Raw genomic sequence first — 22,917 nt, 5'->3', positions numbered from 1 at the left:
GCGATGAAACGCATCCTATGGCTGTTGGTCCTCATCGTTGCCGCCGGCGCTCTACCGTCATCCGGAGGCAGCGCGCCGGCCACGCCGGCGCCTCCAGGCGCGGTCCCAGGTGACGGCCTAGGCACGCTCCGCATCTACCAGGACGGCCTCCGGGCAACGCTGCAGGTGGAGATTGTCGCCTCCGTTGAGACGCGGTCCAAGGGCCTGATGTTTCGGAAGTCGCTGCCCAAGGACGCCGGCATGCTGTTCGTGTTCGAGGTGGACGGGCGGTGGGGATTCTGGATGAAGAACACGCTCATCCCGCTTTCGATCGGGTTCATTGACAGCCGGTGGCGCCTGCTGGAGATCTTGGATATGCAGGTCGCGCCCGACCCTGCCAATGGGCCCTTCACGATCTACGAGCCGAGCGCGCCCTACCGCTACGCGCTGGAGGTAGACCAGGGCTACTTCAAGCGCAAGGGCATCACGCCGGGAGCGCGTCTGGAGCTAGTCCCTAAGTAGTACGGTCCCTTGCGCCTCCAACTCCCTTAGCCGTCGCCAGACGCGCTCTGGGCTCAGCGGCAGATCGTACATCTCCACGCCCAAGTCAGCCAGCGCGGTTACGATAGCACCCACTACACCGGCCAGCGCGCCCTCGCCCACGCCCTTGGCGCCGTAGGGCCCGGGGCCGTCGGCGTTCTCCACGATGATGGACCGGTACTCATCGGGCATGTCGGCCGTGGTGGGCACCCGATACTCCAGCAGTGATCCGTTGACCAACACCCCGTCCTCGAACAGCATCTCCTCGAACAGCGCGTTGCCCACGCCCTGAAGGCAGGCGCCCTCGTCCTGCGCCTCAACCAACTGTGGGTTGATGGCCTTGCCCACGTCGGCCACGCTGGCCAGCCGCCGGAGGTGAATCCGTCCGGTTTCGGGGTCGAGTGCCACCTCGGCCCCGCCCACGCACACCTCCCAGAAGACCGGCCCCTCGGCGTAGGATCCGGTCCCGCGCTCGGGCCGCACCTCGCCCCGACCGATCATCTCGCCGCCGGGCATCCCGAAGTGCCGTGCGATGAGGGTGGGGAAGGACAGCGACTCGGTCTCGTGCCAGACCGCGCCGTCGCGGATCGCGAGCGCGCTTCGCGGCAGCCCCCAGACCCCTGCGGCGATGTCCAGCAGTTGCCCCCGGACGTCTGCCGCCGCCCGCAGCACGGCCTTACCCGCAAGAGTGGTGGAACGGCTGGCCCCGGTGGATCGATCGTAGGGCGTGAACTGCGTATCCGCGCCCATCACCCGGATCCGTTCGGGCCGCAGGGCGAGCTCCTCGGCGGCGATCTGGGTGAATACCGTGCGGGCTCCTTGGCCCATCTCGGTGGTGCTCACCAGCAGGACCGCGGTGCCGTCGGCCTGCAACCGGATGGCCGCGGTGGACACGGGGTTCGCGCCGGCGGCCAGCAGGCCCACGCTCACGCCTCGGCCCACCAGCGGCGGCTTCGGCTTGCCCCAGCCGACCGCAGCCGCGACCTTGGTGACATCGCCCACCAGGTCCGCGTCCAGCGGCTTACCGCCGGGCCGCACCTCTTCGCCCGGCCGCAGGAGGTTGCGGTGGCGGAACTCCACCGGGTCGAGACCCGCCCGGCGGGCCAGGGCGTCAATCTGCGCCTCGCCGATCCAGATCAGGTGCGTGGCGCCGAACGCCCGGTAGGACCCCGCAGGCGGTGTGTTGGTGTAGACCGCCCACGCGTCCACCTCTGCTGCCTGCCAGCGGTAGGGCCCGGGCGCTGCATCCCCGGCGGTGGCGGCCACGCGCGGACCGTTGTCGGCGTAGGCGCCGGTGTCGAGCCAGATCTTGCACTGGCGCGCCACCACCGCACCGTCGCTCGTCGCGGCGGTGCGCATCCAGCAGCGCATATTGTGCCGCCGCGTGGTCACCATGGCCTCGTCCACCCGATTGGCGATGCGTACCGGGCGTCCGGCCTTCCGCGACAGCGCGGCGGTCAGGGGCTCCATCTTCGTGTACGACTTGCTACCGAAACCGCCGCCCAGGTACGGCACGATGACGCGCACCGACACCTGTGGCAGCCCGAACAGTTCCGCCAGCTCGGCGCGCACCAGGTAGGGGTGCTGGCAGCTGGCCCAGACAGTGAGACCGTCGACACCCCACGCCGCGATGACGGTGTGCGGTTCCATTGCGTACTGGTAGACAGCCGGGAAAGTGTACTCGCCCTCGACGACCAGGTCGGCACCAGCGATGGCGCGCTCGACCTCGCCCCGCGAGGAGCGGTAATGATAGCAGATGTTGCCTTCCTCGCGCCGCAGCTCGCCCAGGCCGTGGAAGAGGCCAGGCCGCAGCGGCCCCTCATGGAGCCGCACCGCGCCGTCGGCCAGCGCCGTCTCCAGTGTGGGCACCGCGGGCAGCTCCTCATAATCTACCGTGATGGCCCACACCGCCTCTGCTGCCGCCGCCTCGTCGGTGGCAGCGACGGCGGCCACCGGTTCGCCCGCGAAACGCACACGGTCCAGCGCCACGATGGGCCGGTCCTTGATGGCGTGTCCGTAGAAGGGATCGGTCCCCTCCAGGTCGCGCCCGACCAGCACCGCCACAACCCCGGGCATTCGCTCGGCCGCGGTCACATCAATCCGCGCGATGCGGGCGTGGGGAACGGGACTGCGCAGCACCCGGCCGTATAGCATCTCCGGAACCACCAAGTCGCCCACGAACCGCGCCGCACCGGTCACCTTCTCCACGCCGTCCACGCGCCGGATCGAGGTGCCCACCACGTGGGTCTCGGCGCTCATGAGGAGGCTCCTTCGGCTGCCAGACGCCGCCCCGCGTCCACCACCGCATCGATGATCCGCCGGTATCCGGTGCAACGGCACAGGTTGCCCTTCAGATGGGATCGGACCTGCTCGGGGACGGGCGCCGGCACCTCGCGCAGCAGCTCCAGGGAGGTCAGGATCATCCCAGACGTGCAGAACCCGCACTGCACCGCCGCATGCTCGATGAACGCCTCCTGCAAAACGTGCAACCGGCCGGCGTCGGCCAGGCCCTCGATGGTAAGCACCTGGCGGTCGCGTGCCTCGTACGCCAGGGTGCAGCAGGCGCTGACCGGCTCGCCGTCCAGCAGCACGGTACACGACCCGCACACCTGCACGTCGCAGGATCGCTTTGCACCCATCAGGCCGAGGCGGTGGCGCAGAAAGTCCAGCAGCAGCTCGCGCGGCTCGATCTCCGCCTCCACTGGATTGCCGTTGACCACCAGCGCGATGCGGCGCCGTGCGGGCGCCTCACTACGTTCGTCCATCAGGTCGCCTCCACGTGGCCGCGCGCCGCGGCCTCTTTGAGGGCGCGGCGCGCCATCACCGCCACGATGTGCCTCTTGTAATCAACCGACCCATAGAGGTCCTCGAGGACATCGGCATGCCGCCCGGCGGCCTCTGCGGCCGCGCTCAACACCGAGCCTGCCGGGGCCTGCCCGATCAGCCCCGCCTCGGCCTCGGCGATTCGCGCCGGAATCGGCCCCACGCTGCCCACCACCAAACATGCCCTGGTGATGATCCCCTCGTGAACCGCCAGGACCGCGGCGACCCCGGCGATGGGCCGCTCGTGGAGGGCGAATCGGTGGTAGGCCGCGCCGACCCCTGGACCCGGGTCCGGGACCTCCACGCCGGTCAGGATCTCGTCGGGCAGTCGCACTGTCTGGAGGATCCCGGTGAAGAACGCCTCCGCGGACACCCGCCGCTCCTCGGCGTCACGAGCCAGCACCAGGGTCGCCCCGCTGGCCACCAGCACCGCTGCCGGGTCGCTGTGGGGCTCGGCGAAGCATAGGTTGCCACCCAGCGTGCCGGCAATCCGGACCCTCAGGTTCGCAACCCCACACGCCACCTGGCCCAGTAGCGGCAACCGTTCCCGGACCACCGGCGATCGTTCGATCTGCCGGTGCGTGGCCAGCGCGCCGATACGCAGGATCCCCTGGTGGAAGGCGATGCTCTCGAGCCCGGCAATCGTCTTGATGTTCACCAGGTGCGGGTAGTGGGCCAGCCCCTCCTTCATAACCGGCAGCAGCTCGGTCCCGCCGGCGTACACGGCGGCCTCGTCACCGTAGTAGGCCAGCAGCCGGCTGGCCGCCGTCACGGTTGCGGGCTCGTGGATCTCGAACGGCCGCAGCATGCTCAGGCCCTCCGCAGGCCCTGGCGATTCCGCGGGGCCGGCATCCCCATCGCCAGGCCCGTCCGGCGCAGCCGTCGCAGCCAGTAGGCCCAGTACTCATCTATGAACTCGTCCCTGTACTTGGAGGCGTGCAGTGCAGCAACCTCCGACTCGGGAATGGGCCGGGTCGGGCCCAGGATGCGGGCGATGGCCTGCAGGCGGATGGCCCGCTCTAGGGTCACGGCCGCCATCACCGCCCACCGGACATCGCTGCCGACCACCAGCACACCGTGGTTGCGCAGGATCAGGGCGCGGCAGCTGCCAAGGGCCGTGGCCACCGCGCGGCCAAGCTCCGCGGAGGTGACCAGGTCGGAGGTCTCCTCGAAGACGGCCACACCATCGGGGAACAGCAGCGCGTCGTGGGAAAGGAAGAGCAGGCGCCCCTCCACGGCCCCGAAGGCCGTTGCGTAGGGCGGGTGGGTGTGGACCACCGCGCCCACATCAGGCCGGTGCCTGTACACCTCGGTGTGCAGCGCCGCCTCCAGGTGGACCTCACCCTGACCCTCGACTTTCCGCCCGTCGAGATCAATGACCACGACGTCGTCGGGGGTTACCTCGTCCAGACTCAGCCCCTTGCGCTTGATGTACACGCCCGCGCCGTCGGCGGTCCAGGCGCTGACGTGACCCAGGGTCAGGTCCCCATGCCCCTCCATGGCCAGGATCCGGCAGGCCCACGCCACGTCAGCGCGGATGCTGTTCCTTGAGCGATCGCCCTTGCGCTCGCGACCCGATACCCTACGGATCCTCATACGCATCCCTCAGGCCTACGACGAGAGCGCCTTGCGCGACGCCAACAGTAGCCGCATCCGGCGCTGCATGATCTGCGGAATCTGCTCGGGAGTGTACTCGAACAGGCCGCGTCCCGTCTTGATGCCCAACTCGCCGCGCTCCACCTTCTCCTTGATGAAGGGACTGACGTCGCTGCGGCTGCTCAGGTCACGGTTGAGGTAGCTGGCCACGGCATGGTAGATGTCCAGCCCCGCCACGTCGAGCAGTTCCAGCGGCCCGATCACCGCCAGCTTGTAGCCGATCCCCCACTTGGTGATGGTGTCGATGTCCTGCGCGCTGGCGATCCCTTCCTCCAGCAGGTGGAGCGCTTCGCGCATGATGGCGTAGAGAATCCGGTTCTCCACGAACCCTGGCACGTCGCGCCGCACGAGCACCGGAATCATCTCCAGCCGCTCCACCACACGGAACACGGCGTCCACGACCTCCTGGCTGGTCTCGGCGCCTTGGATTACCTCGATGACCGGGATCAGATGCGGCGGGTTGGACCAGTGCATGCCCACCACCCGGCCGGGGAACCGGCAGGCCTTCCCCAACTCCGTGATCGGGATCCCGGACGTGTTGGACGCCAGAATGGCGTCCTCGGGGACCTGCGATTCCAACTCGCGGAGCATCTGATGCTTCAGCTCGAGACGCTCGGGGATCGACTCGATAATGAAGTCGGCACCCCGGACCGCCGCGCCTGTGTCCTGGGTGAAGCTCAGCCGCCCGCGGCCCGCCTCCGCGTCCGCCTCGGTCATGAACCCCCCGCCCATGAGCACCTTGTAGACGGTTTCCACGGTTCCTTTGGCCCGTTCCAGCACCTCAGGCTTGATGTCGGTCAGCCGTGTCTCGTAACCGTGGCTGGCAAAGACCGCAGCCATGCCTGGCCCCATGGTCCCCGCGCCCACCACCGCTACGGTGCGGACATCCTCCGCTTTCATGGTAGTACCTCCTCTCACATGTCTCTCGTGCGTCTCTACCCTTCGTAGTACTCCGGGGCCTTGAGATACGTGCTGTATTCCACGGCATCGTGTGGGTAGTAGACCTTGCCGCCCAGCCGGTCGGCGACGTTCTGGATCTTCATCATGGAGTGCTGGAGCTGCCGTGGCTCCACGTGGAGACTCATAAGTTGCCGGTGCTCCAGGTTCTCCCGGGTCCAGGCCACGTCACCGACGAAGACCATGGCCGGCCGGCTGCCTAGTCGCACCACCGCCGACAGGTGGCCGTAGGAGTGGCCCGGCGTATCGAAAAGGGTCACGCCGGGAACCAACTCGTAGTCGTAGCCGTTGAGCTCCAGCAACTGCATCTTGGCGCCAGGCATATCAATCAGGTCGCGGTCGTAGCCGAGTCGTTCGAAGGTCTCGGGCACGAAGGCGTGGCGCAGCTCTTCCTTGGTCATGACGAAGGTGGCGTTGGGAAACAGCCTGTTCCCCGAGCAGTGGTCGAAGTGCAGGTGTGAGTTCACCACGATGTCAATGTCGTCGGGTTTGACTCCGATCAGTCCCAGCTGCGCCGGCAGGGTCTGCGACGGCTCCTGCTGGGGCTTCTCGAATGGCAGCACCCGATCCACCCACGCCTTGTCGAACCCTGTGTCCAACAGAATCCGGGCCTGGGGATGCTCGATGTAGACGGCGTAAACGGGGAACCGGTACTCTTTCCCGTGCCCGTGGTTCCAGGTCACGAAGGACATGTCCATGGCGAGCGTACCGTTGTCCAGCAGATAAACGCGCGTGGGCATGCTCATCCCTCCTATTGGCAGTGCTGCGGCGCCACCGGCGCCGCGCGTGGAAGTGCGGACGCCTCGGGGGTCTGACCTCCCTCCCGCAGGGTCAGTGCATGCTGATTCCCCCGCCAATGTTGATGGCAGACCCATTGATGAAGTCCGCCTCGTCGGAGCAAAGGAAGACGATCAGCCCGCTCACGTCGTCGGGCGTCTCGAGTCGCCCGATGGGCGTGTGGTTGAGCACGTAGTCGAAGTGGGCCTGGAGGAACGCCTGCCGCGTGCCAGGGGTGTCCAGCAGCGTTGGTGTCACGTAGACCGTCTTAATCCCCAGCGGGCCCAGTTCAGAGGCCAGCGCGCGGGTCAATGCCAGCAGCCCGCCCTTGCTGGCCACGTAGTGGGCGAGGCCCGGTGTGCCCATCCACACGGTATCCGAGCCGATGTTTATGATGCGGCCCCGGCGCTGCTCGCGCATGGCCGGCAGGACCGCCTGGGTGCACAGGAATGCGCCGTCCAGGTTGACCCGCAGCCGTGCCCGCCAGTCCGCCAGGCTGATCTCGGCGAAGGGCTTGGGGGTTACGATCCCCGCGTTGTTCACCAGAACATCGATGCGGCCGTATGCCGCGGCCGTCTCCTCGGCCAGGCGCCGGGTATCGGCCTCCTCGCCCACGTCGGCGCGGACATAGCGGGCCTCGCCATACTGGCGCAGGTCGGCGACTAGAGCCGATCCATCGCGGACGTCGGCGATGACGACGCGGGCGCCCTCGCGCACCAACCGCCGGGCCATGGCCGAGCCCAACTCGCCTGCACCGCCGGTAATGATCACCACCTTGTCCCGCACGCTGATCGGCATGGGATCCCTCGTTCCTACCGCTCGAGCCAGGCGTTCCACCAAGTGTGGGTTGGGTTCTCCACAAACCCCTTGAGCTCGCGGCGGTGCAGGTGCATCTCGAAGTAGTCGCCGAACTTGATGGACCCGGCATCCTGGTACCAAGTGCGCTGGAGGCGGCGCCAGATGTCCAGCCGCGTCTGCGGGTTGGTGTGTCGCCTGAGCAGTTCCATCATGGCCATGCCGTCACGGTTGCTCCACCAACCCGGCCAGGTGTGTTGCAGGGGCACCACAAATACCGGGTCGGGGAAAAAGGCTATCTGGGTGCTGAAGATGTCCCACAGCTCCGGCCGTCCGCGCCGGCCCGCCAGCGTCGCCCAGTCCATGACCTGGAGGTCCACCACAAATCCTGCGCGCTCCAGCATGGGCTTCACCACCTGCGCCGTGATGGCATGGTGGGGGAACTCGGTAGTTGTCATCCACCGAATGGGCTCGCCCCGGTAGCCGGCCTCGGCCAGCAGCGCGCGGGCCCGCGCTGGGTTCTTCTGGTTGAAGAACTCCTTCCCGGCATCGGTGTACATGGGGTGTTCCTTGGGCATGATGGCTGCATCGAGCCGCCAGAACTGCTTGGGGCCGAAGGCTGCGCGCATGACCGGCTCGTTGTCGATGGCGGCCTGGAAGGCCTGGCGGATCTTGGTGTTTGCCATGGAGCCCTGCCGGTTGTTGAAGATGGCCGCGTTCCAGAAGGGCAGCGTGGCGATGTAGGAGGTCAGGCTGGCGTCACCGCGCAGCATGTCGTACTGGTCGCTGGGAATCTGCTCGGCGAACTGGAACTCCCCACGGCGCACCCCAGCGATGCGGACGGCCACATCGGGGACCGGGATGAAGTAGATGGTGTCCAAGTAGGCGTGTTTCCGGCCCGTGTTGCCGTCTGGCTCGTCGGTGCGGCTGGCGTAGCCGTCGAAGCGGTCGAGGCGGATGTGCCGGTCGGGGATCCGCTCGGCCAGCCGGTACGGACCGGTGCCGATGAACTGGCGCAGCGGGCCGGTGCCGGCATCCTCCACGCTCTCCTTGGGGTAGATGACCGCCGGTGACTGGAACGAACCCAGGTCCTGCAACAGCAGCGCGTAGGGCTGCTTGAGCTTCATCACCACGGTATGCCCGTCGGGGCTGGTCAGGCTGTGGAGGTTGGCAAAGACGATCCGGCCGCGGAAGTTCACCCGGCCCCAGCGCTCCAGCGAAGCCCGCACATCGTCGCTGGTCATCTCCTTGTTGTTGTGGAACCGCACGCCGCGCCGCAAGACAAAGGTGTAGGTCAGGCGATCGACGCTCAACTCCACCTTCTCGGCCAGCATGGGCTTGGTCTGGAACTTGCTATCCATCGCCACAAGCCCCTCGTAGAGGTTGTTGAGGATGTGGCTGACGATAGCGCCGCTGGACCAGTGCCAGTCAAGCGTGAACGGCTCCCCGATGTGCGCGATACGCAGGATGCCTCCACGGCGTGGCTGCTGGGCCGCGGTAGGGCTAAGCATGGCGGCCAGCAAGACCACAACACCAACGGCAATCACTGCAACACGAACTACCGACCTTCTACTCATGGGCTGCCTCCTGTTCGGCATGGGGCGTTTTGCGGTTCCAACCATGTCATCCCTGCCTGCTCACGATCGTCACGACCAGTCGGCCAGCACGGCCATCGCCGCTCCGACGCCGGCGCCAAGCCGGACCGGCACACCCAGGTCCGCCAGCGTGCGCTCCAGCAGCGCCAGCAGGGCTGCCAGACGCGCCGGGTGCGCCGAGGGTCCCATGTGGCCCAGGTGGATGACCCTGTCGGCCATCTCCCTGTACCCACCCGCGATCTTGACGCCGTAGCGCTCGCGCAAGTGCGCGACGACGGCGCTGCCCGGCACCCCCTCCGGGCTGTGGACCGCGGTTACCGCGTTGGTCGCGATGGCCTCGCGGACCGGCCACAGTTCCAGTCCCAGAGCCTGGATCCCGGCCCGGCACGCGCGCCCGATGATCGCGTGCCGTCCGACATACCGGTCCAGGCCGACCTCCAGTACCTGCGTTAATACCGACTCCAGCGCGTAGACCAGGCTCACGGACGGCGTGTAGGGAAACCGACGGTGGGCGATCCAGCTCTCCCGCCAGTCCAGCAGCGAGAGGTAGCTCTCCCGTAGCGGCGGGGTGCGTCGCTCCAGCGCCTCCCACGCGCGTGGGCTGACCGCCAGCAGGGCCAGCCCCGGCACGCCGCCCAGGCACTTCTGCGGACCCGCAACGGCCACGTCTATCCCCCAGGTATCGGGAAAGAGCGCCTCGCCGGCGAGGCTGAGCGAGGCGTCCACGACCGTAAGGACTCCGAACTCCGCGGCGATCTTGCAGATCTCGGCGACCGGGTTGATCGTCCCCGACGGTGTCTCGCAGTGGATCACCGAGAGGACCTTGATTCCCCGGTGCTGCCTCAGCGCCCGTCGGACGTCCTCGGGTTGGATGGCCTCATTGTCAGGGACCGCCACCTCGATGGTCTCGGCCCCGGACTGCGCGAAGAGCTGCCGGAACCACCGGCCGAACAGCCCGGAGGACAGTGCCAGCACGCGGTCGCCCGGCGAGACAAGGCTCGCTGCCACGGCCTCCATCCCCAGCACCGTCTCGCCCTGCATGATGACCACGTCGTTTCGCGTCCGGTAGACCTGCTGGAGCAGGACGGTGGTCCGCTCGAACAGCTCCATGAACGCAGGGTCGGTGTAGTGAACCATCGGCCGGATGTGGTCGCGCAACGTCTGCACGGTCACGTCGCCCGGCCCGGTGGCCATGGACATGTACGGCCAGGAGGTCATACCGGCGCCTCCGACCGCCGCTGCGTGGGCGGGTACTCCGGGTGCGGGAACCCGAAGACCATCACAAGGTCCTCGTCCCCGGTGTTGGCCACGGCATGCCAGACCCGGGGTGGGATGAAGAGCGCGTCGCCCGGTCCGAAGGCTACGACACCGTCCTCCAGCCGCAGTTCACCACGACCGGCTACGACGAACGCCACTTCCTCGACCTCGTGGGACACCATAGTCAGCACGGTTCCCGGCGTGAACACCGAGTATCCCAGCGACGCCTGGTTATCGCCCACGGTGCCACGGGTGACCAGCATGCGACTCCAGCTCTGGCGGGGCAGCAGAATCGGCTCCACCTGCTGTAGAGGCACCACGCGCACCGCGGGGCTCACAACGCCCACGCCCCGTCCTTGAGGATGTACTGCCCCGTATCCACGATTTCCAGCGTGGCGTTGCGGACGACCCCGTCCAGGTGCAGCGTGCTCACGTTCTTGCCGCCCGGATATGCGTTGTGGTTGTCACCCAGCGCGAAGTGCACCGTTCCCAGGCGTCCTTTCTCCGAAGGCGAGCCGAACGGCGACTTCGTGCTGGCGCCGAACGCGAACTCGCCCACGACGTCGGCCCCCTCGACACCCTGGAGCACCTCTCGAAGCCTCCGGGCCTCTGCGCCGCCCTCGATTGTCACGGCGCGGCCGCCCTGGAGGGTCCAGACAATGGGCTCCTTCACCTGTCCGGGCACGCCGATCCCCAGCATCACCCCGTCCACCACCACGCGGCCCTCGGTCTGATCTTCCACGGCCGCGAACGCCACCTCGGCCCACAGCGGCACCGGCCCCATCATCTGGCCCTTCTGCTTGACGGGCGTGACCTCCAACGCGGGCCGCCCCTCGATGCTCACCGTAACGTCGGTGCCGTTGGCGGCCGTAACGCGGCAGCGCTTCACGCCGGCCAGCGCCCGGATGGCATCGCGAGCCCGCTGCGTGGCCTCGCGGATGTCGCTCTCGGTGAGACCCCAGGCGCCCATACCCTCCTCCACCGAGGCGATGCGCGCCATGTTGGCGCACGACTCGCGCACCGCCGAGACATGAGCGAACCGGTTGGCCCACTCCAGGTTCGTGATGATGATGATGGCGTCCGAGGCCACCATGGCCTGGTGGAGGTTGCGCGGCGGCGCCATGGGGAACCGGGTATCCGCGAGGCCCCGACACACCTGGGCCTCGTTGTTCATCACCACCGGAAACCCGGCTCGGTCCACCACAACACCGGCCAGCGCGTCCGCCTCCCGCAGGTGTAAGTCGTCGGTAATAATGGTGACCACGTCGCCCTGGGTCACGGACATGCACGTGTCCACGACGAGCTCCGCATCCCGTCGCAGTCTTGCCCTCGCCATCAGCGATCCCTCCTTGGGTGCGCACCCTTCAGCGGCCCGGGGCGCCCCGTCACCGCAGGCGCCGGCTGCACGAACCTGGGAAGCACATCCTGGGCAAACCGTGCCACCTGGCCGAACTGGTCCAGCGCCCCGAACCGGCAGATGAAGTAGGTGACGCCTGCCTCCGCGAACCGGGCGATCCAGTCCGCAATGTGGTCCGGCGTGCCCACCGGCCCCCACTCGCCCAGGTCCACAGCCTTGCTCAGCTCGGGGTAGTACTGGGTGATGTACTCGCCAATGCTGCGCTCCGCTTCAGCTTCCGAATCGGCGATGTTCATCGTGACCTGATAGGCCACCTCGAGCGACGACGGGTCCTTGCCCGCCTCTCGGGCGGCATCGCGGATCCGTGCCAGCTGCTCAACGAGCTCCTCTGGGTGCCGCGCGCGACAGCACGTCATCCAGCCGTCGCCGTAGCGCACGATGCGGGCGGCGGCGCGGTCGATGACGCGGCCCACCACGTCCTCCTGTACGCCGCGGATCAGGCGGGGGTTACTCACGATCCATGTGGGCGGCGGCTGTTGCACCGGAATCAGCGGTCCCATCTCCACGCCCGAGGAGAAGCTGATGTCGTCATACTGGAAGAACTGGCCGTGGAAGGACACGCGCCCGTCGGTCCACAGCGCTCGCAGCACGTGAAGGCCTTCCTCGAAGATCGCCGCCCGCTTCCCAAAGTCCAGCCCCAGCGCCTTGTACTCGCGGCGCACGCCTTCCTCGGGGTTCCCCATGCAGGCGCCCAGGATGGTGCGGCCGCGCGAGATGACGTCCAGGGTCGCCCACTCCAGCGCCAAGTAGAGGGGGTTGCGGGTGGCCGTCACCAGGCACGCGGTGCCCAGTCGCACCCGGCTGGTGCGCTGCGAGATGGCCGCCAGCAGCGCCAGCGGCTCGTAGCGTGGCTTGGAGAAGAGGCTGTCGCCGACCCAGACCGAGTCAAACCCCGCCTCCTCCACGGCCACCGAAAGGTCCAGCAACGCCGGTATGTCGTACTGCGGCGCCAGTAGTGGCTCGCGGTTGTTCAGGTTGACTCCGAACTTCAGGGATCCTGGTACCATGCGCCGTGCTCCTCTCCGCTCGGAACGCGTTGCGTCGACGGGCTACGACCGCCGCCGCGGCTCCCTACCCGCAGCGACCTGCACGAGCTCGTCTTCAGGCACTGACCGCAGTATCCGCTGCGGGACCTGGATGTGCTCGCTGAGCAGGCGCATGGCCTCCTCGGCGTCGCGGCTCTCGACCGCCTCGAGGATCGCCGCGTGTTCGGCAATCGACCGGTCCAGCCCGCCGCGGAGGTAGAGCGACCGCATGCGGTATCGGCGCATCTTGTTGATCAGTTGCCGGTACAGCCGCTGGAGCAGATCGTTGCCCGACCGCTCGGCAAACAGGCTGTGAAATGCGTTGTTGCTCCGGAAGAAGCGGTCCGCGTCGTGCTTCTCGGTGTAGGTGGCCATCTGGGCGTGCAGGTCCCTCAGCGTCTTGAGGTCCTCGTCGGTCATCCGCGGCACCGCCAGGCGGATCGCCAGCATCTCGAGCGCCTCGCGTACCTGGTAGGCGGCCAGAAACTCCGAGGGCGAGAGCGCCTTGACCACGGCGCCGCGCCGGGGCTCAATCGCCACCAGATCCTCGACCGCCAGCAGGCGCAGCGCCTCGCGCACCGGCGCACGACTGATCCCATGCGCGCCGGCAATCTCTTTCTCCTGGAGGCGCGTCCCCGGCGGAAGTCGGTTGGCGAGGATATCCTCCCGCAGGTGGTCACGGACCCGATGGCTGAGGGTCGCGTTGTCGATGGGCCGCATAGGCCAGCCTCCGGTCGCGGGTGGGGTAGAGTGTATACTGTCGACACAGTACACCGCGCGCCCCGCGAATTCCTTCTTCGGCTACAGGGGATTTCTGGGGAGGGTTCTGGGCCTAACGAGGCCTAGTTCATCACCGGCACGACCGTCCGTTGGATCAGGTGTGCGCGACCTCGCGCGCGACCTCGCGCCCGACCAGCGCCGCCGCCCCCAGCAGCGCCAGCGCCACCAGCACGATCGCCCCGCCCGCTGCCACGTCCAGATAGAACGCCGCCACCAGCCCCAGCACCACCGCGGCAACCGCGAAGGTGATCGCCGCCGTCAGCGTCCCCCGAAACGACGACGCCACCTGCATCGCAGCGAGAGTCGGCAGCACCAGCAGCGCGCCCACCAGCAGTATGCCCACGATCCGCATCGCCAGTACGACCACCAGCGCGGTGAGCACCGTGAACAGGAGGTTCAGCGCCCGGACCGGCAGCCCGCTCGTGCGCGCCGCCTCCTCGTCGAAGGTGATGGCAAACAGCTCTTTGTAGAATCCCAGCACGGTTGCGGCGGTCAGCCCGCCGAGCGCGGCTATCACCCACACGTCCAGCGGCGTCACCGTGGTGATGCTGCCGAAGAGATACCCAAACAGGTCCACCGTGAAACCGCGTGCCAGCCCGATCAGCACTATCGCCACCGCGAGCCCGCCCGAGAGGAACACCGAGAGCGCCGCCTCGCCGAACATCCGGCCGCGCGCGCGCAGGGCCTCAACCCCCACGCCGCCCGCGATGGCGACCACGAGCGCCGACAGGATCGGAGGCACCCCGGCGAACAACCCGATCGCGATGCCGGCCAGCGCCACGTGCGAGAGCGTATCGGCAATCAGCGATAGGCGGCGCAGCACAAGGAAGACGCCTATCAGGGGACAGACCACGGCCACGATCACCCCTGCGAGCAGTGCGCGCTGCATGAACGAGTGCTGCAGGATCTCCGGCATCAGTGCACGTGCGAGACGACGCGCACGCCGGTGTGGTAGACCGCGCTCAGCACGTCGCTCTCCAGGAACGCGCTCGGCTCGCCGTGGTAGACGAGCGTGCGGTTCATGCATGCCAGCGTGGTGACCTCCGAGGCGATCACGCCTACGTCGTGGGAGATCATCACCAGCGTCACGTTGAGGTCGCGGTGCAGGTGGCGGAGCAGGTCGTAGAACCGTTCCTGCGCCCCGGCGTCCACGCCGACGAGCGGCTCGTCGAGCACCAGCAGCTCGGGTTCGCTGACCAGCGCTCGCGCGATGAAGGCACGCTGCTGCTGGCCGCTGGAGAGGTGGCCTATCATCCGCCCGCTCAACTCCGCGACGCCGACCACCTCCAGCGCGCGCTCGACCGCGCGCCGATCCTCCTTGCCCGGGGCCCGCAGCAATCCGGTCCGCCCGGCGCGGCCGCTGGCCACGACTTCCCTTACCGTGGCCGGAAAACGAGGATCGAAGGCGGTAACGCGCTGGGGCACGTAGCCGATGCGCCGCCACTCGGTGAACCGCGTCAGCTCGGTGCCAAACAGGAGCACCTCGCCGCACGAGGGACGCAGCAGCCCGACAAGGATCTTCAACAGCGTGGTCTTCCCAGAACCGTTGGGTCCGATTATACCGAGGAAGTCCCCTGCGTGAATGGTCAGCGAGATGTCCTCGATCACGCGCTCGTGAGCGTAGGCGTAGCAGACGCCGCGCACCTCGACGACCGGGGTGCGCGCACCGGGATCCATCAGGGGCGCCTCATCGCGGGCCCCACGGTCCGTCGCCGGCGCCTCATCCCGTGTCCCATCGGCGGCCCTCATCAACGACACCCGAGCCCCTCGCGCAGGACGCGCAGGTTCTCGTCCATGATCGTGACGTAGTTGGCGCCGGCGGCGATCTCCTCGGGCGTCAGCCCCTCGACCGGGTGCAGCATCATGGTGCGCGCCCCGATCTCGCGCGCCAGGGTCTCTGCGGCCCGCGGCGACGCCAGCCGTTCGACAAACACCACGCGCACCCCTCTCGCCCGCAGCGTTCTTGCCAGACGGGCGAGCGCGGCGGGCGTCGGCTCTGCCTCGGGCGCCAGCCCGGCCAGCCCGATCTGCTCGAGGCCGTAGCGCCGCGCCAGGTATGCAAACGCGGTGTGCGTGCTCACCACCAGCCGCTGCTCGCACCGTGCCAGACCCTGGATGAAGCGGGCGTGCAGTCCGGCGAGCTCCCCGCGGGCAACGGTGGCGGCCTGCTGGTACGCCTCCGCGCCCGCCGGGTCGGTGGCCACAAATGCGATCAGAATTACCTCCAGCATCTGCGCCGCCAGCAGGGGATCCAGCCATGCGTGGGGGTCGGGCAACCCGACCGCTGTGGGGTGGCCGTGTGTACGGTGGCCGTGGGCGTCCGCCTCGCCCGACGCCTTGATCAGGGGCAGGCCGGCGGTGGCCCGGACGACGCCGACCGTGGGCGGGAGCATCGGGAGCAGCCGCTCGACCCACGGATCGAACCCTGCGCCGTTGTAGATGAACAACCGCGCCCGGCCGATCGCGGCCACATCCTGTGGTCCGGGCTCGAAGTCGTGGGCCTCGGTGCCCGCGGGCACCAGCGTCCGTACCTCGACGCGGTCGCCGCCGATCCTCTGGGCCAACTCCGCCAGGGGGTAGATCGTGGCCACGACCACCGGACGCGCCGTGGGCACGCGGGCGCTGCGGGACCGTGCGACCACGAGGATCAGCAGCGGGATCGCGACGACTAGGAGCACGATGGCGATGCGCCGGTTCATCGTAAGCGCCTCACCGGCACTCCACGCAGTAACCGAAGAACTCCAGCCGGTGCCCGGTTACCCTAAATCCAGGCGCAGCACCCCTCGGGGCGCGCGGGGCAGGGCAACGCCCCAGCGGCTGCCACTTCCCGCACTCCAGACAAACCAGGTGGTCGTGGTGCTCGACCGCCAGGCCGTAGCGGATCGCTCTGCCGCCCAGGGATACCGACTCCACGATGCCCGCGCGCGCGAACGCTTCAAGCGCTCGATAGACCGTGGCGAGCCCGATCGCGCGTCCACCTCGCCCCACGCTGCGGTGGATCTCTCCTGCGGTCAGGTGGCATCCTGCGGCCTGGATCGCACGCAGGATGCGCTGGCGCTGCTGGGAATTGCGCGTCCGCTTCGGGTCCGCCACCATTCACCGCCGGGGCAGTAAGTGAGAATCTTTCTCACTCCGCGCAACGATTGTACGGCCTTGGGGCCGGGCCGTCAACGGAAGTGGACGGGCCGTCGGGGGGCATCGGGCAGGCCGGCCGGAGGGTTGTCCTGCTGTCAGATCTATCAGATCTCGTGAAGCAGACGCTCGAAGTCCTCGGGCGAAAGGTCGACCTCGCGGAGGATCTCTCGGATGAGGGGGCGAGCCAGATCACGACCGGGGTGGTGCGGAATGGTCGTCGTGCGACCGTTTGGATGCCGGTAGAAGACGTGACCCCCCTTCTGCCGCACCGCATCGAAACCCAGCCGAAGTAGAACCCGCTCCATCTTCCGTGCATTGACGATTGGCAATCTGGTCACACGCTCACCGCGATCTGCTGAATCCCAACGAAGTGCTCGATGTCGAGAGGTTCCCCTTTCGCCTTCCTCTCCTCGATGATGAGTTCAAGAACCTCGCGAAGGTTGTGCTGCAGCTCGTCCAGTGTTGCCGCCTGAGTATGTGCGCCCGGCAGCCCCGGAATTGATCCGACGTACATTAGCGTATCGGGGTCAAACTCCACATACGCCGTGAAGATCTGTGTCATTGAGACCTCCCCCCGTCCTCATTTGCGGCCTCCGATGGCAACACATGGCCCGGCCCGGACCCGTGGTCACTCATAGAATACCTGATCATCAGTAGCTTCGGGAGGGTGCACCGGCCCCGGTTTCCTGGACAAGCTCTTGGCCCGACGCCCCCCTGCCCTTCCGGCGGGCAACGAAGAACATCGCCGCCCGTGCTACTCAACTTGTCCATACGGGGATCGAATGGCGACGGCCGGGATGGGGAGAGCCGTGGGGAAACGACGTTGCGCCGTATGGCGCCTTGTGGCGCCGGATCGCCGTGCCGGATTCGGCGACCGGCGTGCTCCCCCCGGTATCCCGGCCGCGCCACGGTGAGGTCTGGATGGATGCGGCGGCGCGCCGTCCGATGGGCAATCCCGGAAAAAGAAAACGCGAGCGCGAATGGAAGCACTCGCCTCGCCGGTGCTTCCTCTTCGGCAACCCAGCCGGCCACTGCCGTGGCCCTGCGGCTTTGCGTCCCCGGATTGCTCCGGGTTTGCCCGTTCGGAGGTGTGATCCGTATTCAGTTGATTCGAGGATACTGCGTGCGTCCTCCGTTGGCAAGCCCCGGAATCCGGAAGGAGGTTGGCGCATCCGCTGCGAAACGGCCTAACCATGAGACACGTTGCCCTGCTCGTGGTACTGGTTGTCGTGATCGCCGCCACCGCTTCATGTCGGGCGCCCGGCCGCCGGGGGGGCAGCATCGAGCCCCTCATCCCGAAGCCCAGCCCGCGGCCGGCGATGCCGGTGGTTGTCGAGGTCTTCGGCACCGCAGGGCTGAAGTTCGAGGGTTCCTACGGAGAACTCGGCGAATCGAAGCGCGCTGGCGGCGCCGTACCGACCCGCATTGCGTTCCAGACGGTGTCAGGGTTCTCGGTCACGCTGCAGAAGACCACGGACAAAGGCGAGCTCGGTATCCAGGTAACGGTCGCCGGCAAGCCCGTGCACCGGTCCTCCACCACGCGCGAGTTCGGCCTGGTCACCTACACCCACCGCGTGCCCTCACAGTAGATGCCGCAGAGATCCCCACAAGAGGTATCAGAGCGCCTGATCGCCTGGCTGCGCGAACGGGCGGGCGAAGCCGGAACGCTGGGAGCGGTGGTGGGCATCTCAGGAGGGGTGGATTCCGCGGCCGTCGCAGCGCTCTGCCTGCGCGCGTTTCCCGAATCGACGCTGGGTGTCATCATCCCCTGTCACAGCGACCCGCGTGACATAGAGGATGCCGAAGCGTTCTGCGCGGCGTTGGGCCTGCCCTACACGACGGTCGTACTCGATGCGACCTTCGATGCGCTGACAGCGGCGCTGCGGGATGGCGGGCAGCCCGCGGACCACCGCATGGCGCTGGCCAACCTGCGCCCTCGGCTGCGGATGACAACGCTCTACTACTTCGCCAACCGGCTCAACCGGTTGGTGGTCGGCACCGGCAACCGCAGCGAGGCCTACGTCGGCTACTTCACCAAGCACGGTGACGGCGGCGTGGACTTGCAGCCCATCGGCGGGCTCGTGAAGTCCGAGGTGCGCGAGCTGGCAGCCCACCTGGGGGTGCCGCAGGCGATCGTGGACCGCACCCCGAGCGCCGGCCTATGGCCCGGCCAGACCGACGAGGGTGAAATGGGGTTGACCTACGCCGTCCTCGACGCGTACCTCCTCAGCGGGGCGGCGCCGGCGGAGATACGGACGCGCATCGAGCGCATGCACGCCGCGACCGAGCACAAGCGGCGCCCGCCGCCGATCCCCTGACGGCGTCATGGCGGCCTACCTGTTTTGTAGCCGCGCGCCCAACTAGGTAGTCCCATCTCAGATTCGGTAGAATGGTGTTGTGAGACAGCCTGAACGTTCTCAGGAGCGCTGAGATGAACCGGTCTAGTCGAACGCGCCGAAGTGGAGTCGTCACTCTGCCAGGATCGACGGCTCAGTACGTCCGCATCCTGCGGCGGCACCTACCGATGTTGAGACATCTCTACAGGGTGAGATCCTTGGGGGTGTTCGGTTCCTACGTCCGCGGCGAACAGAGGCGGGGCAGCGATCTGGACGTGCTCGTGGACTTCAACCGTCCACTTGGTCTCTTCAAGTTCATCGAACTCGAACACGAGATCAGCCGCCTGCTCGGCGTGAAGGTAGACCTGGTAATGAAGGACGCCCTGAAACCAACCGTCGGCAAGAGAATTCTTGACGAGGTCGTCCAGGTTTGACTAGAAAGCGCGCCATTGCTGACTACCTGCGCGACATCCTGGACGCCGCCGAAAAGGCCGATCGATTCACCGAAGGCATGAACCTCGCCTCCTTCTCGGCAGACGAGAAGACGGTCTATGCCGTAATCCGGGCGCTTGAACTGGTGGGCGAAGCCGCCAAGAAGGTTCCCGCCTCCGTCCGGAAACGGCACCCCGATGTGCCGTGGCAGGCGGCTGCCGGACTGCGCGACAAGCTGATCCACGACTATTTCGGAGTGAACCTCGAAGTTGTGTGGCAGACGATCCGTGAGGATCTCCCGGGATTCAAGGCAGCGATCGTGAACGTCCTGGCAGAGGTCAGCAACAAGAAGGCCGATGGCTGAGACGGGCGTGTGGTATCGTGATGTGGGCGGCCGATTCTTATGACTCCCGATCTCCGCGAGAAACTGGAACAATACTTCCGCCATCGGGCCCCTGATGGCGTCCTTGCAGCGTACCTGTTTGGCAGCCGCGCACTGGAAAGAGATGTGCCTGAGAGCGACGTGGACGTGGGGGTGGTGCTTGATCCGGCCGCCCACCTCGCCGCCGCGGCCCGCTTCGAGATCCGCCTGCGGCTCATCGGCGACCTCATTCACGCCCTCGGGGAGAACGACGTGGACGTCGTCATCCTCAACGAGATCCCGGCGCCGTTTGCCGCGAAGATCCTTCGCGAAGGGGTCCGCGTGCACGTCACCGACCCGGAGCGGGCGCGCGAGTTCGAGCGCGATACCTTACTGCGCGCCGCGGACCTCATTCCATTCCTCCGGCGGGCGCGGCAGGCGCAGCTCGAGCGGCTGAGCCGATGACGTTCCTTACCGAGAGGCTGAGCGAGATCCAGCGGTACCTCGATCACCTTGAGGCCCGCAGGGACGAGGTTGTGACCCCGCAGGATCTCGAAAGCAACCTCTCGCTCCGAAACGACGTGCTGTTCTCGCTGTTGATGATCGCGCAGATGGCTTCCCCTCTGAGGTCGTCGAGGTCCTGGTGCGACTCCCTGGCTTTCGGAACGTCGTAGTCCATGAATATGTAGGATTGGATTACCGCCTGGTGCTTGCCGCGATGCATCAGCTCGCCCCGATCCGGGAGTTCGTCCGGCTGGTGGCCCAACTCGACTCAAACATTTGACCGCCCCCCGCACAAGGTGGTAGAGTCCTGCGCAAACCCGCAGCCGAACTCCGTGTGAGCGTTGGAGGGTGAAGGCAATGCGCGTCAGGGTGACCGTGCCGGCAACCAGCGCCAACCTGGGATCGGGCTTTGACGTCCTGGGATTAGCCCTGGAACTCTACAACGAGATCGAGACCGTGGTCATCCCCGAAGGCCTGGTGGTTACGGTAGAGGGTGAAGGCGCGGATACGCTACCCCGTGATGGCTCCAACCTGGTGGTCCAGGCCATGAACATGGTCTTCGACCGCGCCGGATCGAGTCCACCCGGACTGCGGGTGCATTGCCTCAACCGCATCCCCCTCGGCCGGGGGTTGGGGTCCAGCGCCGCCGCCATCGTCGGTGGGCTGCTGGCAGCCAACCATCTCATCGGTGGGCCGTACGATCGCGAGCAACTGATGGTGATGGCCGTGGAGCGCGAGGGCCACCCGGACAACGTGGTCCCTGCCTTCCTGGGCGGGTTGGTGGTTTCTGTCCCCCACGCGGGGCGTGTGGAGCATGTCCGCATCAACCCGTCGTTTGGCCTGAACATCCTCGTCGTGGTACCGGACTTCCAGGTTCCCACGGCCTTTGCCCGCCAGGTCCTACCTTCGGTGGTGCCCCTTGACGACGCGGTCTTCAACATAGGCCGGGTGGCGTTGTTCATGGCCGGGATCTCCAGCGGCGAGCACGCTCACCTGGCAATTGCAATGGACGACCGGCTGCACCAGAACTACCGGGCAGAGCTCATCCCGGGTATGGCTGAAGCCATTGCCGCGGCCCATGCAGCCGGCGCGGCAGGAGTGGCCCTAAGCGGCTCCGGACCCTCCCTGCTGGCCTTCGTCCCCGAGCGCGTGGAAGCGGAAGTGGCCGATGCCATGCAGGCCGCCTTCTCCCGCGCCGGCGTCAAGACGGACACACAGGTGGTAATGGCCGATCTGTTCGGCGCCGAGGTCTCCACGACCGACCGCCCTGTGCGCTCCCTGGTTGTCCAGAAGTACGGGGGCACCTCGGTGGCCGATGCAGATCGCATCAGGAAGGTGGCCGACCGTGTAGCACAGGCCCGCAGGGCCGGTGACGATGTCGTGGTGGTAGTGTCGGCCATGGGAGGTGCCACCGACGAGTTGATCGCCCTGGCCAATTCCATCAACCCTGAGCCGCCGCCTCGGGAGATGGACATGCTCCTCTCCACCGGCGAGCAGGTTTCCATCGCCCTTCTGTCCATGGCGCTCAGCCGTCAGGGGGTGGAAGCCGTCTCCCTGACCGGGTCCCAGGTTGGGATCATCACCGATCGCGCACACCGTCGGGCCCGCATCCGCCGGATCGACCGGGAGAAGATCATGAACCACCTCAGGACCGGCAGGGTCGTGGTGGTGGCCGGCTTCCAGGGCCGGGAGGCCGGCGGTGATGTAACCACGCTGGGTCGGGGTGGGTCGGACACCACCGCCGTCGCCGTGGCCGCAGCCCTTCGGGCGGACCGATGCGAGATCCATACCGATGTCGATGGGGTCTACACGGCCGATCCGCGGGTGATCCCCCAGGCCAGGCTCATTCGTCGGATCTCCTACGACGAGATGCTGGAGATGGCCGACCTGGGAACCCGAGTCATTCAGCCGCGCGCAGTGGAAGTCGCCAAGCGGTTCGGAGTAGAGCTGGTGGTTCGGTCCAGCTTCAGCGACGATCCGGGCACGCAGGTGGGAGGAGGAAACGAGATGGAGGAAGTCATCATTAGAGCGGTCACCCACAGCTGCGACGAGATCAAGCTGGTGTTGGAGGCCGTGCCCGACGTGCCGGGTATGGCGGCCCGGGTGTTCCGGGCCCTGGCAAACGCCGGGGTGAAGGTGGACATGATCCTGCAGGGCATGCATCGGGAAGGACGGAACGACATCGCCTTCACCGTGGTCAGGGAACACCTGGATGACGCCCGCCGCGTATGCCGTGATCTGGCGGCTGAGTTGGGCGCCCGCCGTGTTGCTGAGGATGCGGGGATCGCCAAGGTGTCCGTGGTGGGAGCCGGCATCTCGCAGGATGCGGGGGTCGCCGCTTCCATGTTCGAGGCCCTGGCAGATGAAGGAATCAACATTGACATGATCAGCACTTCCCCGCTGCGCATCTCCTGCGTCATCTCCAGGGACAGGGCGGAGGATGCGGTCGGGGCGCTCCACCGCCGCTTCAACCTGGCCTGAGACCATCCCTGACCGAGTGACCAGGATGAGCCGCGCCCTGGGTGTCTCCCCCACCGGCTACTGCGCA

The 22,917-nt window shown here is 67.3% G+C and carries 27 protein-coding genes and 1 riboswitch; of the genes, 8 read left to right on the top strand and 19 right to left on the bottom strand.

The window, feature by feature from the left end; all coding sequences use genetic code 11:
* Positions 1-3: 3 nt before the first annotated feature.
* Positions 4-501, top strand: coding sequence for a DUF192 domain-containing protein (locus RDU83_01435; GenBank protein ID MDQ7839672.1), 498 nt, complete (start codon positions 4-6; stop codon positions 499-501).
* Here RDU83_01435 and RDU83_01430 read toward each other — a convergent pair.
* From RDU83_01430 to RDU83_01340, 19 genes are all read right to left on the bottom strand, one after another.
* Entirely contained in the window at positions 487-2,778 is a 2,292-nt protein-coding gene (locus RDU83_01430; GenBank protein ID MDQ7839671.1) for a xanthine dehydrogenase family protein molybdopterin-binding subunit, read from the bottom strand. The two genes, RDU83_01435 and RDU83_01430, sit on opposite strands and share 15 nt — an antisense overlap.
* On the bottom strand, positions 2,775-3,284 hold the full coding sequence (locus RDU83_01425) for a (2Fe-2S)-binding protein (protein ID MDQ7839670.1): 510 nt from the start codon (positions 3,282-3,284) through the stop codon (positions 2,775-2,777). Before RDU83_01425 ends, RDU83_01430 begins: the two co-directional genes overlap by 4 nt.
* Positions 3,284-4,150 carry an FAD binding domain-containing protein gene (locus RDU83_01420; protein ID MDQ7839669.1) on the bottom strand — a complete coding sequence of 289 codons (867 nt, stop codon included), beginning with the start codon at positions 4,148-4,150 and terminating at the stop codon, positions 3,284-3,286. Before RDU83_01420 ends, RDU83_01425 begins: the two co-directional genes overlap by 1 nt.
* Before the next feature lie 2 nt (positions 4,151-4,152).
* Entirely contained in the window at positions 4,153-4,938 is a 786-nt protein-coding gene (locus RDU83_01415) for a class II aldolase/adducin family protein (protein MDQ7839668.1), read from the bottom strand.
* 15 nt (positions 4,939-4,953) lie between these two features.
* A complete protein-coding gene (locus RDU83_01410; protein ID MDQ7839667.1) occupies positions 4,954-5,898 on the bottom strand; it encodes a 3-hydroxyacyl-CoA dehydrogenase NAD-binding domain-containing protein in 945 nt (314 codons plus the stop codon).
* Between the two features lie 35 nt (positions 5,899-5,933).
* Positions 5,934-6,695 carry an N-acyl homoserine lactonase family protein gene (locus RDU83_01405; GenBank protein MDQ7839666.1) on the bottom strand — a complete coding sequence of 254 codons (762 nt, stop codon included), beginning with the start codon at positions 6,693-6,695 and terminating at the stop codon, positions 5,934-5,936.
* Between the two features lie 91 nt (positions 6,696-6,786).
* A complete protein-coding gene (locus tag RDU83_01400; GenBank protein MDQ7839665.1) occupies positions 6,787-7,530 on the bottom strand; it encodes an SDR family NAD(P)-dependent oxidoreductase in 744 nt (247 codons plus the stop codon).
* 14 nt (positions 7,531-7,544) lie between these two features.
* Positions 7,545-9,104 (bottom strand): ABC transporter substrate-binding protein, encoded by a 1,560-nt coding sequence (locus RDU83_01395; protein ID MDQ7839664.1) that lies wholly within the window; start codon positions 9,102-9,104, stop codon positions 7,545-7,547.
* Positions 9,105-9,173: 69 nt separating this feature from the next.
* Complete coding sequence (locus RDU83_01390; protein MDQ7839663.1) at positions 9,174-10,340, bottom strand: alanine--glyoxylate aminotransferase family protein; 1,167 nt, start codon at positions 10,338-10,340, stop codon at positions 9,174-9,176.
* Positions 10,337-10,726: a cupin domain-containing protein gene (locus RDU83_01385; protein ID MDQ7839662.1), complete on the bottom strand. Its 390-nt coding sequence runs from the start codon at positions 10,724-10,726 to the stop codon at positions 10,337-10,339. The genes RDU83_01390 and RDU83_01385 overlap by 4 nt, the downstream gene beginning before the upstream one ends.
* On the bottom strand, positions 10,714-11,715 hold the full coding sequence (locus RDU83_01380) for an aminopeptidase (GenBank protein ID MDQ7839661.1): 1,002 nt from the start codon (positions 11,713-11,715) through the stop codon (positions 10,714-10,716). Before RDU83_01380 ends, RDU83_01385 begins: the two co-directional genes overlap by 13 nt.
* Positions 11,715-12,803, bottom strand: a complete 1,089-nt coding sequence (locus tag RDU83_01375; protein MDQ7839660.1) for an LLM class flavin-dependent oxidoreductase — start codon at positions 12,801-12,803, stop codon at positions 11,715-11,717. The genes RDU83_01380 and RDU83_01375 overlap by 1 nt, the downstream gene beginning before the upstream one ends.
* A 42-nt stretch (positions 12,804-12,845) precedes the next feature.
* A complete protein-coding gene (locus tag RDU83_01370) occupies positions 12,846-13,541 on the bottom strand; it encodes a GntR family transcriptional regulator (GenBank protein MDQ7839659.1) in 696 nt (231 codons plus the stop codon).
* A gap of 154 nt (positions 13,542-13,695) precedes the next feature.
* Complete coding sequence (locus tag RDU83_01365) at positions 13,696-14,517, bottom strand: metal ABC transporter permease (protein MDQ7839658.1); 822 nt, start codon at positions 14,515-14,517, stop codon at positions 13,696-13,698.
* The gene (locus tag RDU83_01360) at positions 14,517-15,350 is read right to left on the bottom strand and encodes a metal ABC transporter ATP-binding protein (protein ID MDQ7839657.1); all 834 of its coding nucleotides are present in this window, start codon (positions 15,348-15,350) and stop codon (positions 14,517-14,519) included. The genes RDU83_01365 and RDU83_01360 overlap by 1 nt, the downstream gene beginning before the upstream one ends.
* A complete protein-coding gene (locus RDU83_01355) occupies positions 15,350-16,300 on the bottom strand; it encodes a zinc ABC transporter substrate-binding protein (GenBank protein MDQ7839656.1) in 951 nt (316 codons plus the stop codon). The genes RDU83_01360 and RDU83_01355 overlap by 1 nt, the downstream gene beginning before the upstream one ends.
* A 10-nt stretch (positions 16,301-16,310) precedes the next feature.
* Positions 16,311-16,694 (bottom strand): transcriptional repressor, encoded by a 384-nt coding sequence (locus RDU83_01350; GenBank protein ID MDQ7839655.1) that lies wholly within the window; start codon positions 16,692-16,694, stop codon positions 16,311-16,313.
* A gap of 146 nt (positions 16,695-16,840) precedes the next feature.
* Complete coding sequence (locus RDU83_01345; protein ID MDQ7839654.1) at positions 16,841-17,074, bottom strand: type II toxin-antitoxin system HicA family toxin; 234 nt, start codon at positions 17,072-17,074, stop codon at positions 16,841-16,843.
* A complete protein-coding gene (locus tag RDU83_01340) occupies positions 17,071-17,298 on the bottom strand; it encodes a type II toxin-antitoxin system HicB family antitoxin (GenBank protein ID MDQ7839653.1) in 228 nt (75 codons plus the stop codon). The genes RDU83_01345 and RDU83_01340 overlap by 4 nt, the downstream gene beginning before the upstream one ends.
* Before the next feature lie 449 nt (positions 17,299-17,747).
* Positions 17,748-17,825: riboswitch (cyclic di-GMP riboswitch) on the bottom strand.
* Between the two features lie 104 nt (positions 17,826-17,929).
* Between RDU83_01340 and RDU83_01335 the strand changes: the two genes are divergently transcribed.
* From RDU83_01335 to RDU83_01305, 7 genes are all read left to right on the top strand, one after another.
* Positions 17,930-18,325, top strand: coding sequence for a hypothetical protein (locus RDU83_01335; GenBank protein MDQ7839652.1), 396 nt, complete (start codon positions 17,930-17,932; stop codon positions 18,323-18,325).
* On the top strand, positions 18,326-19,054 hold the full coding sequence (gene nadE / locus RDU83_01330; protein MDQ7839651.1) for an NAD(+) synthase: 729 nt from the start codon (positions 18,326-18,328) through the stop codon (positions 19,052-19,054).
* A 113-nt stretch (positions 19,055-19,167) separates the two neighbouring features.
* Entirely contained in the window at positions 19,168-19,506 is a 339-nt protein-coding gene (locus RDU83_01325) for a nucleotidyltransferase family protein (GenBank protein MDQ7839650.1), read from the top strand.
* On the top strand, positions 19,503-19,868 hold the full coding sequence (locus RDU83_01320; GenBank protein ID MDQ7839649.1) for a DUF86 domain-containing protein: 366 nt from the start codon (positions 19,503-19,505) through the stop codon (positions 19,866-19,868). Before RDU83_01325 ends, RDU83_01320 begins: the two co-directional genes overlap by 4 nt.
* Before the next feature lie 39 nt (positions 19,869-19,907).
* Positions 19,908-20,330: a nucleotidyltransferase domain-containing protein gene (locus RDU83_01315; GenBank protein ID MDQ7839648.1), complete on the top strand. Its 423-nt coding sequence runs from the start codon at positions 19,908-19,910 to the stop codon at positions 20,328-20,330.
* Positions 20,327-20,539, top strand: coding sequence for a hypothetical protein (locus RDU83_01310; protein MDQ7839647.1), 213 nt, complete (start codon positions 20,327-20,329; stop codon positions 20,537-20,539). Before RDU83_01315 ends, RDU83_01310 begins: the two co-directional genes overlap by 4 nt.
* A 187-nt stretch (positions 20,540-20,726) precedes the next feature.
* Positions 20,727-22,850, top strand: a complete 2,124-nt coding sequence (locus RDU83_01305) for an aspartate kinase (GenBank protein ID MDQ7839646.1) — start codon at positions 20,727-20,729, stop codon at positions 22,848-22,850.
* Positions 22,851-22,917: the final 67 nt, after the last annotated feature.

It is taken from the genome of bacterium (assembly GCA_031082185.1).
Taxonomy (GTDB): domain Bacteria; phylum Sysuimicrobiota; class Sysuimicrobiia; order Sysuimicrobiales; family Humicultoraceae; genus VGFA01.
Note: the sequence above shows the minus strand (reverse complement) of the source record. Positions and strands in the feature narration are given on the sequence as shown.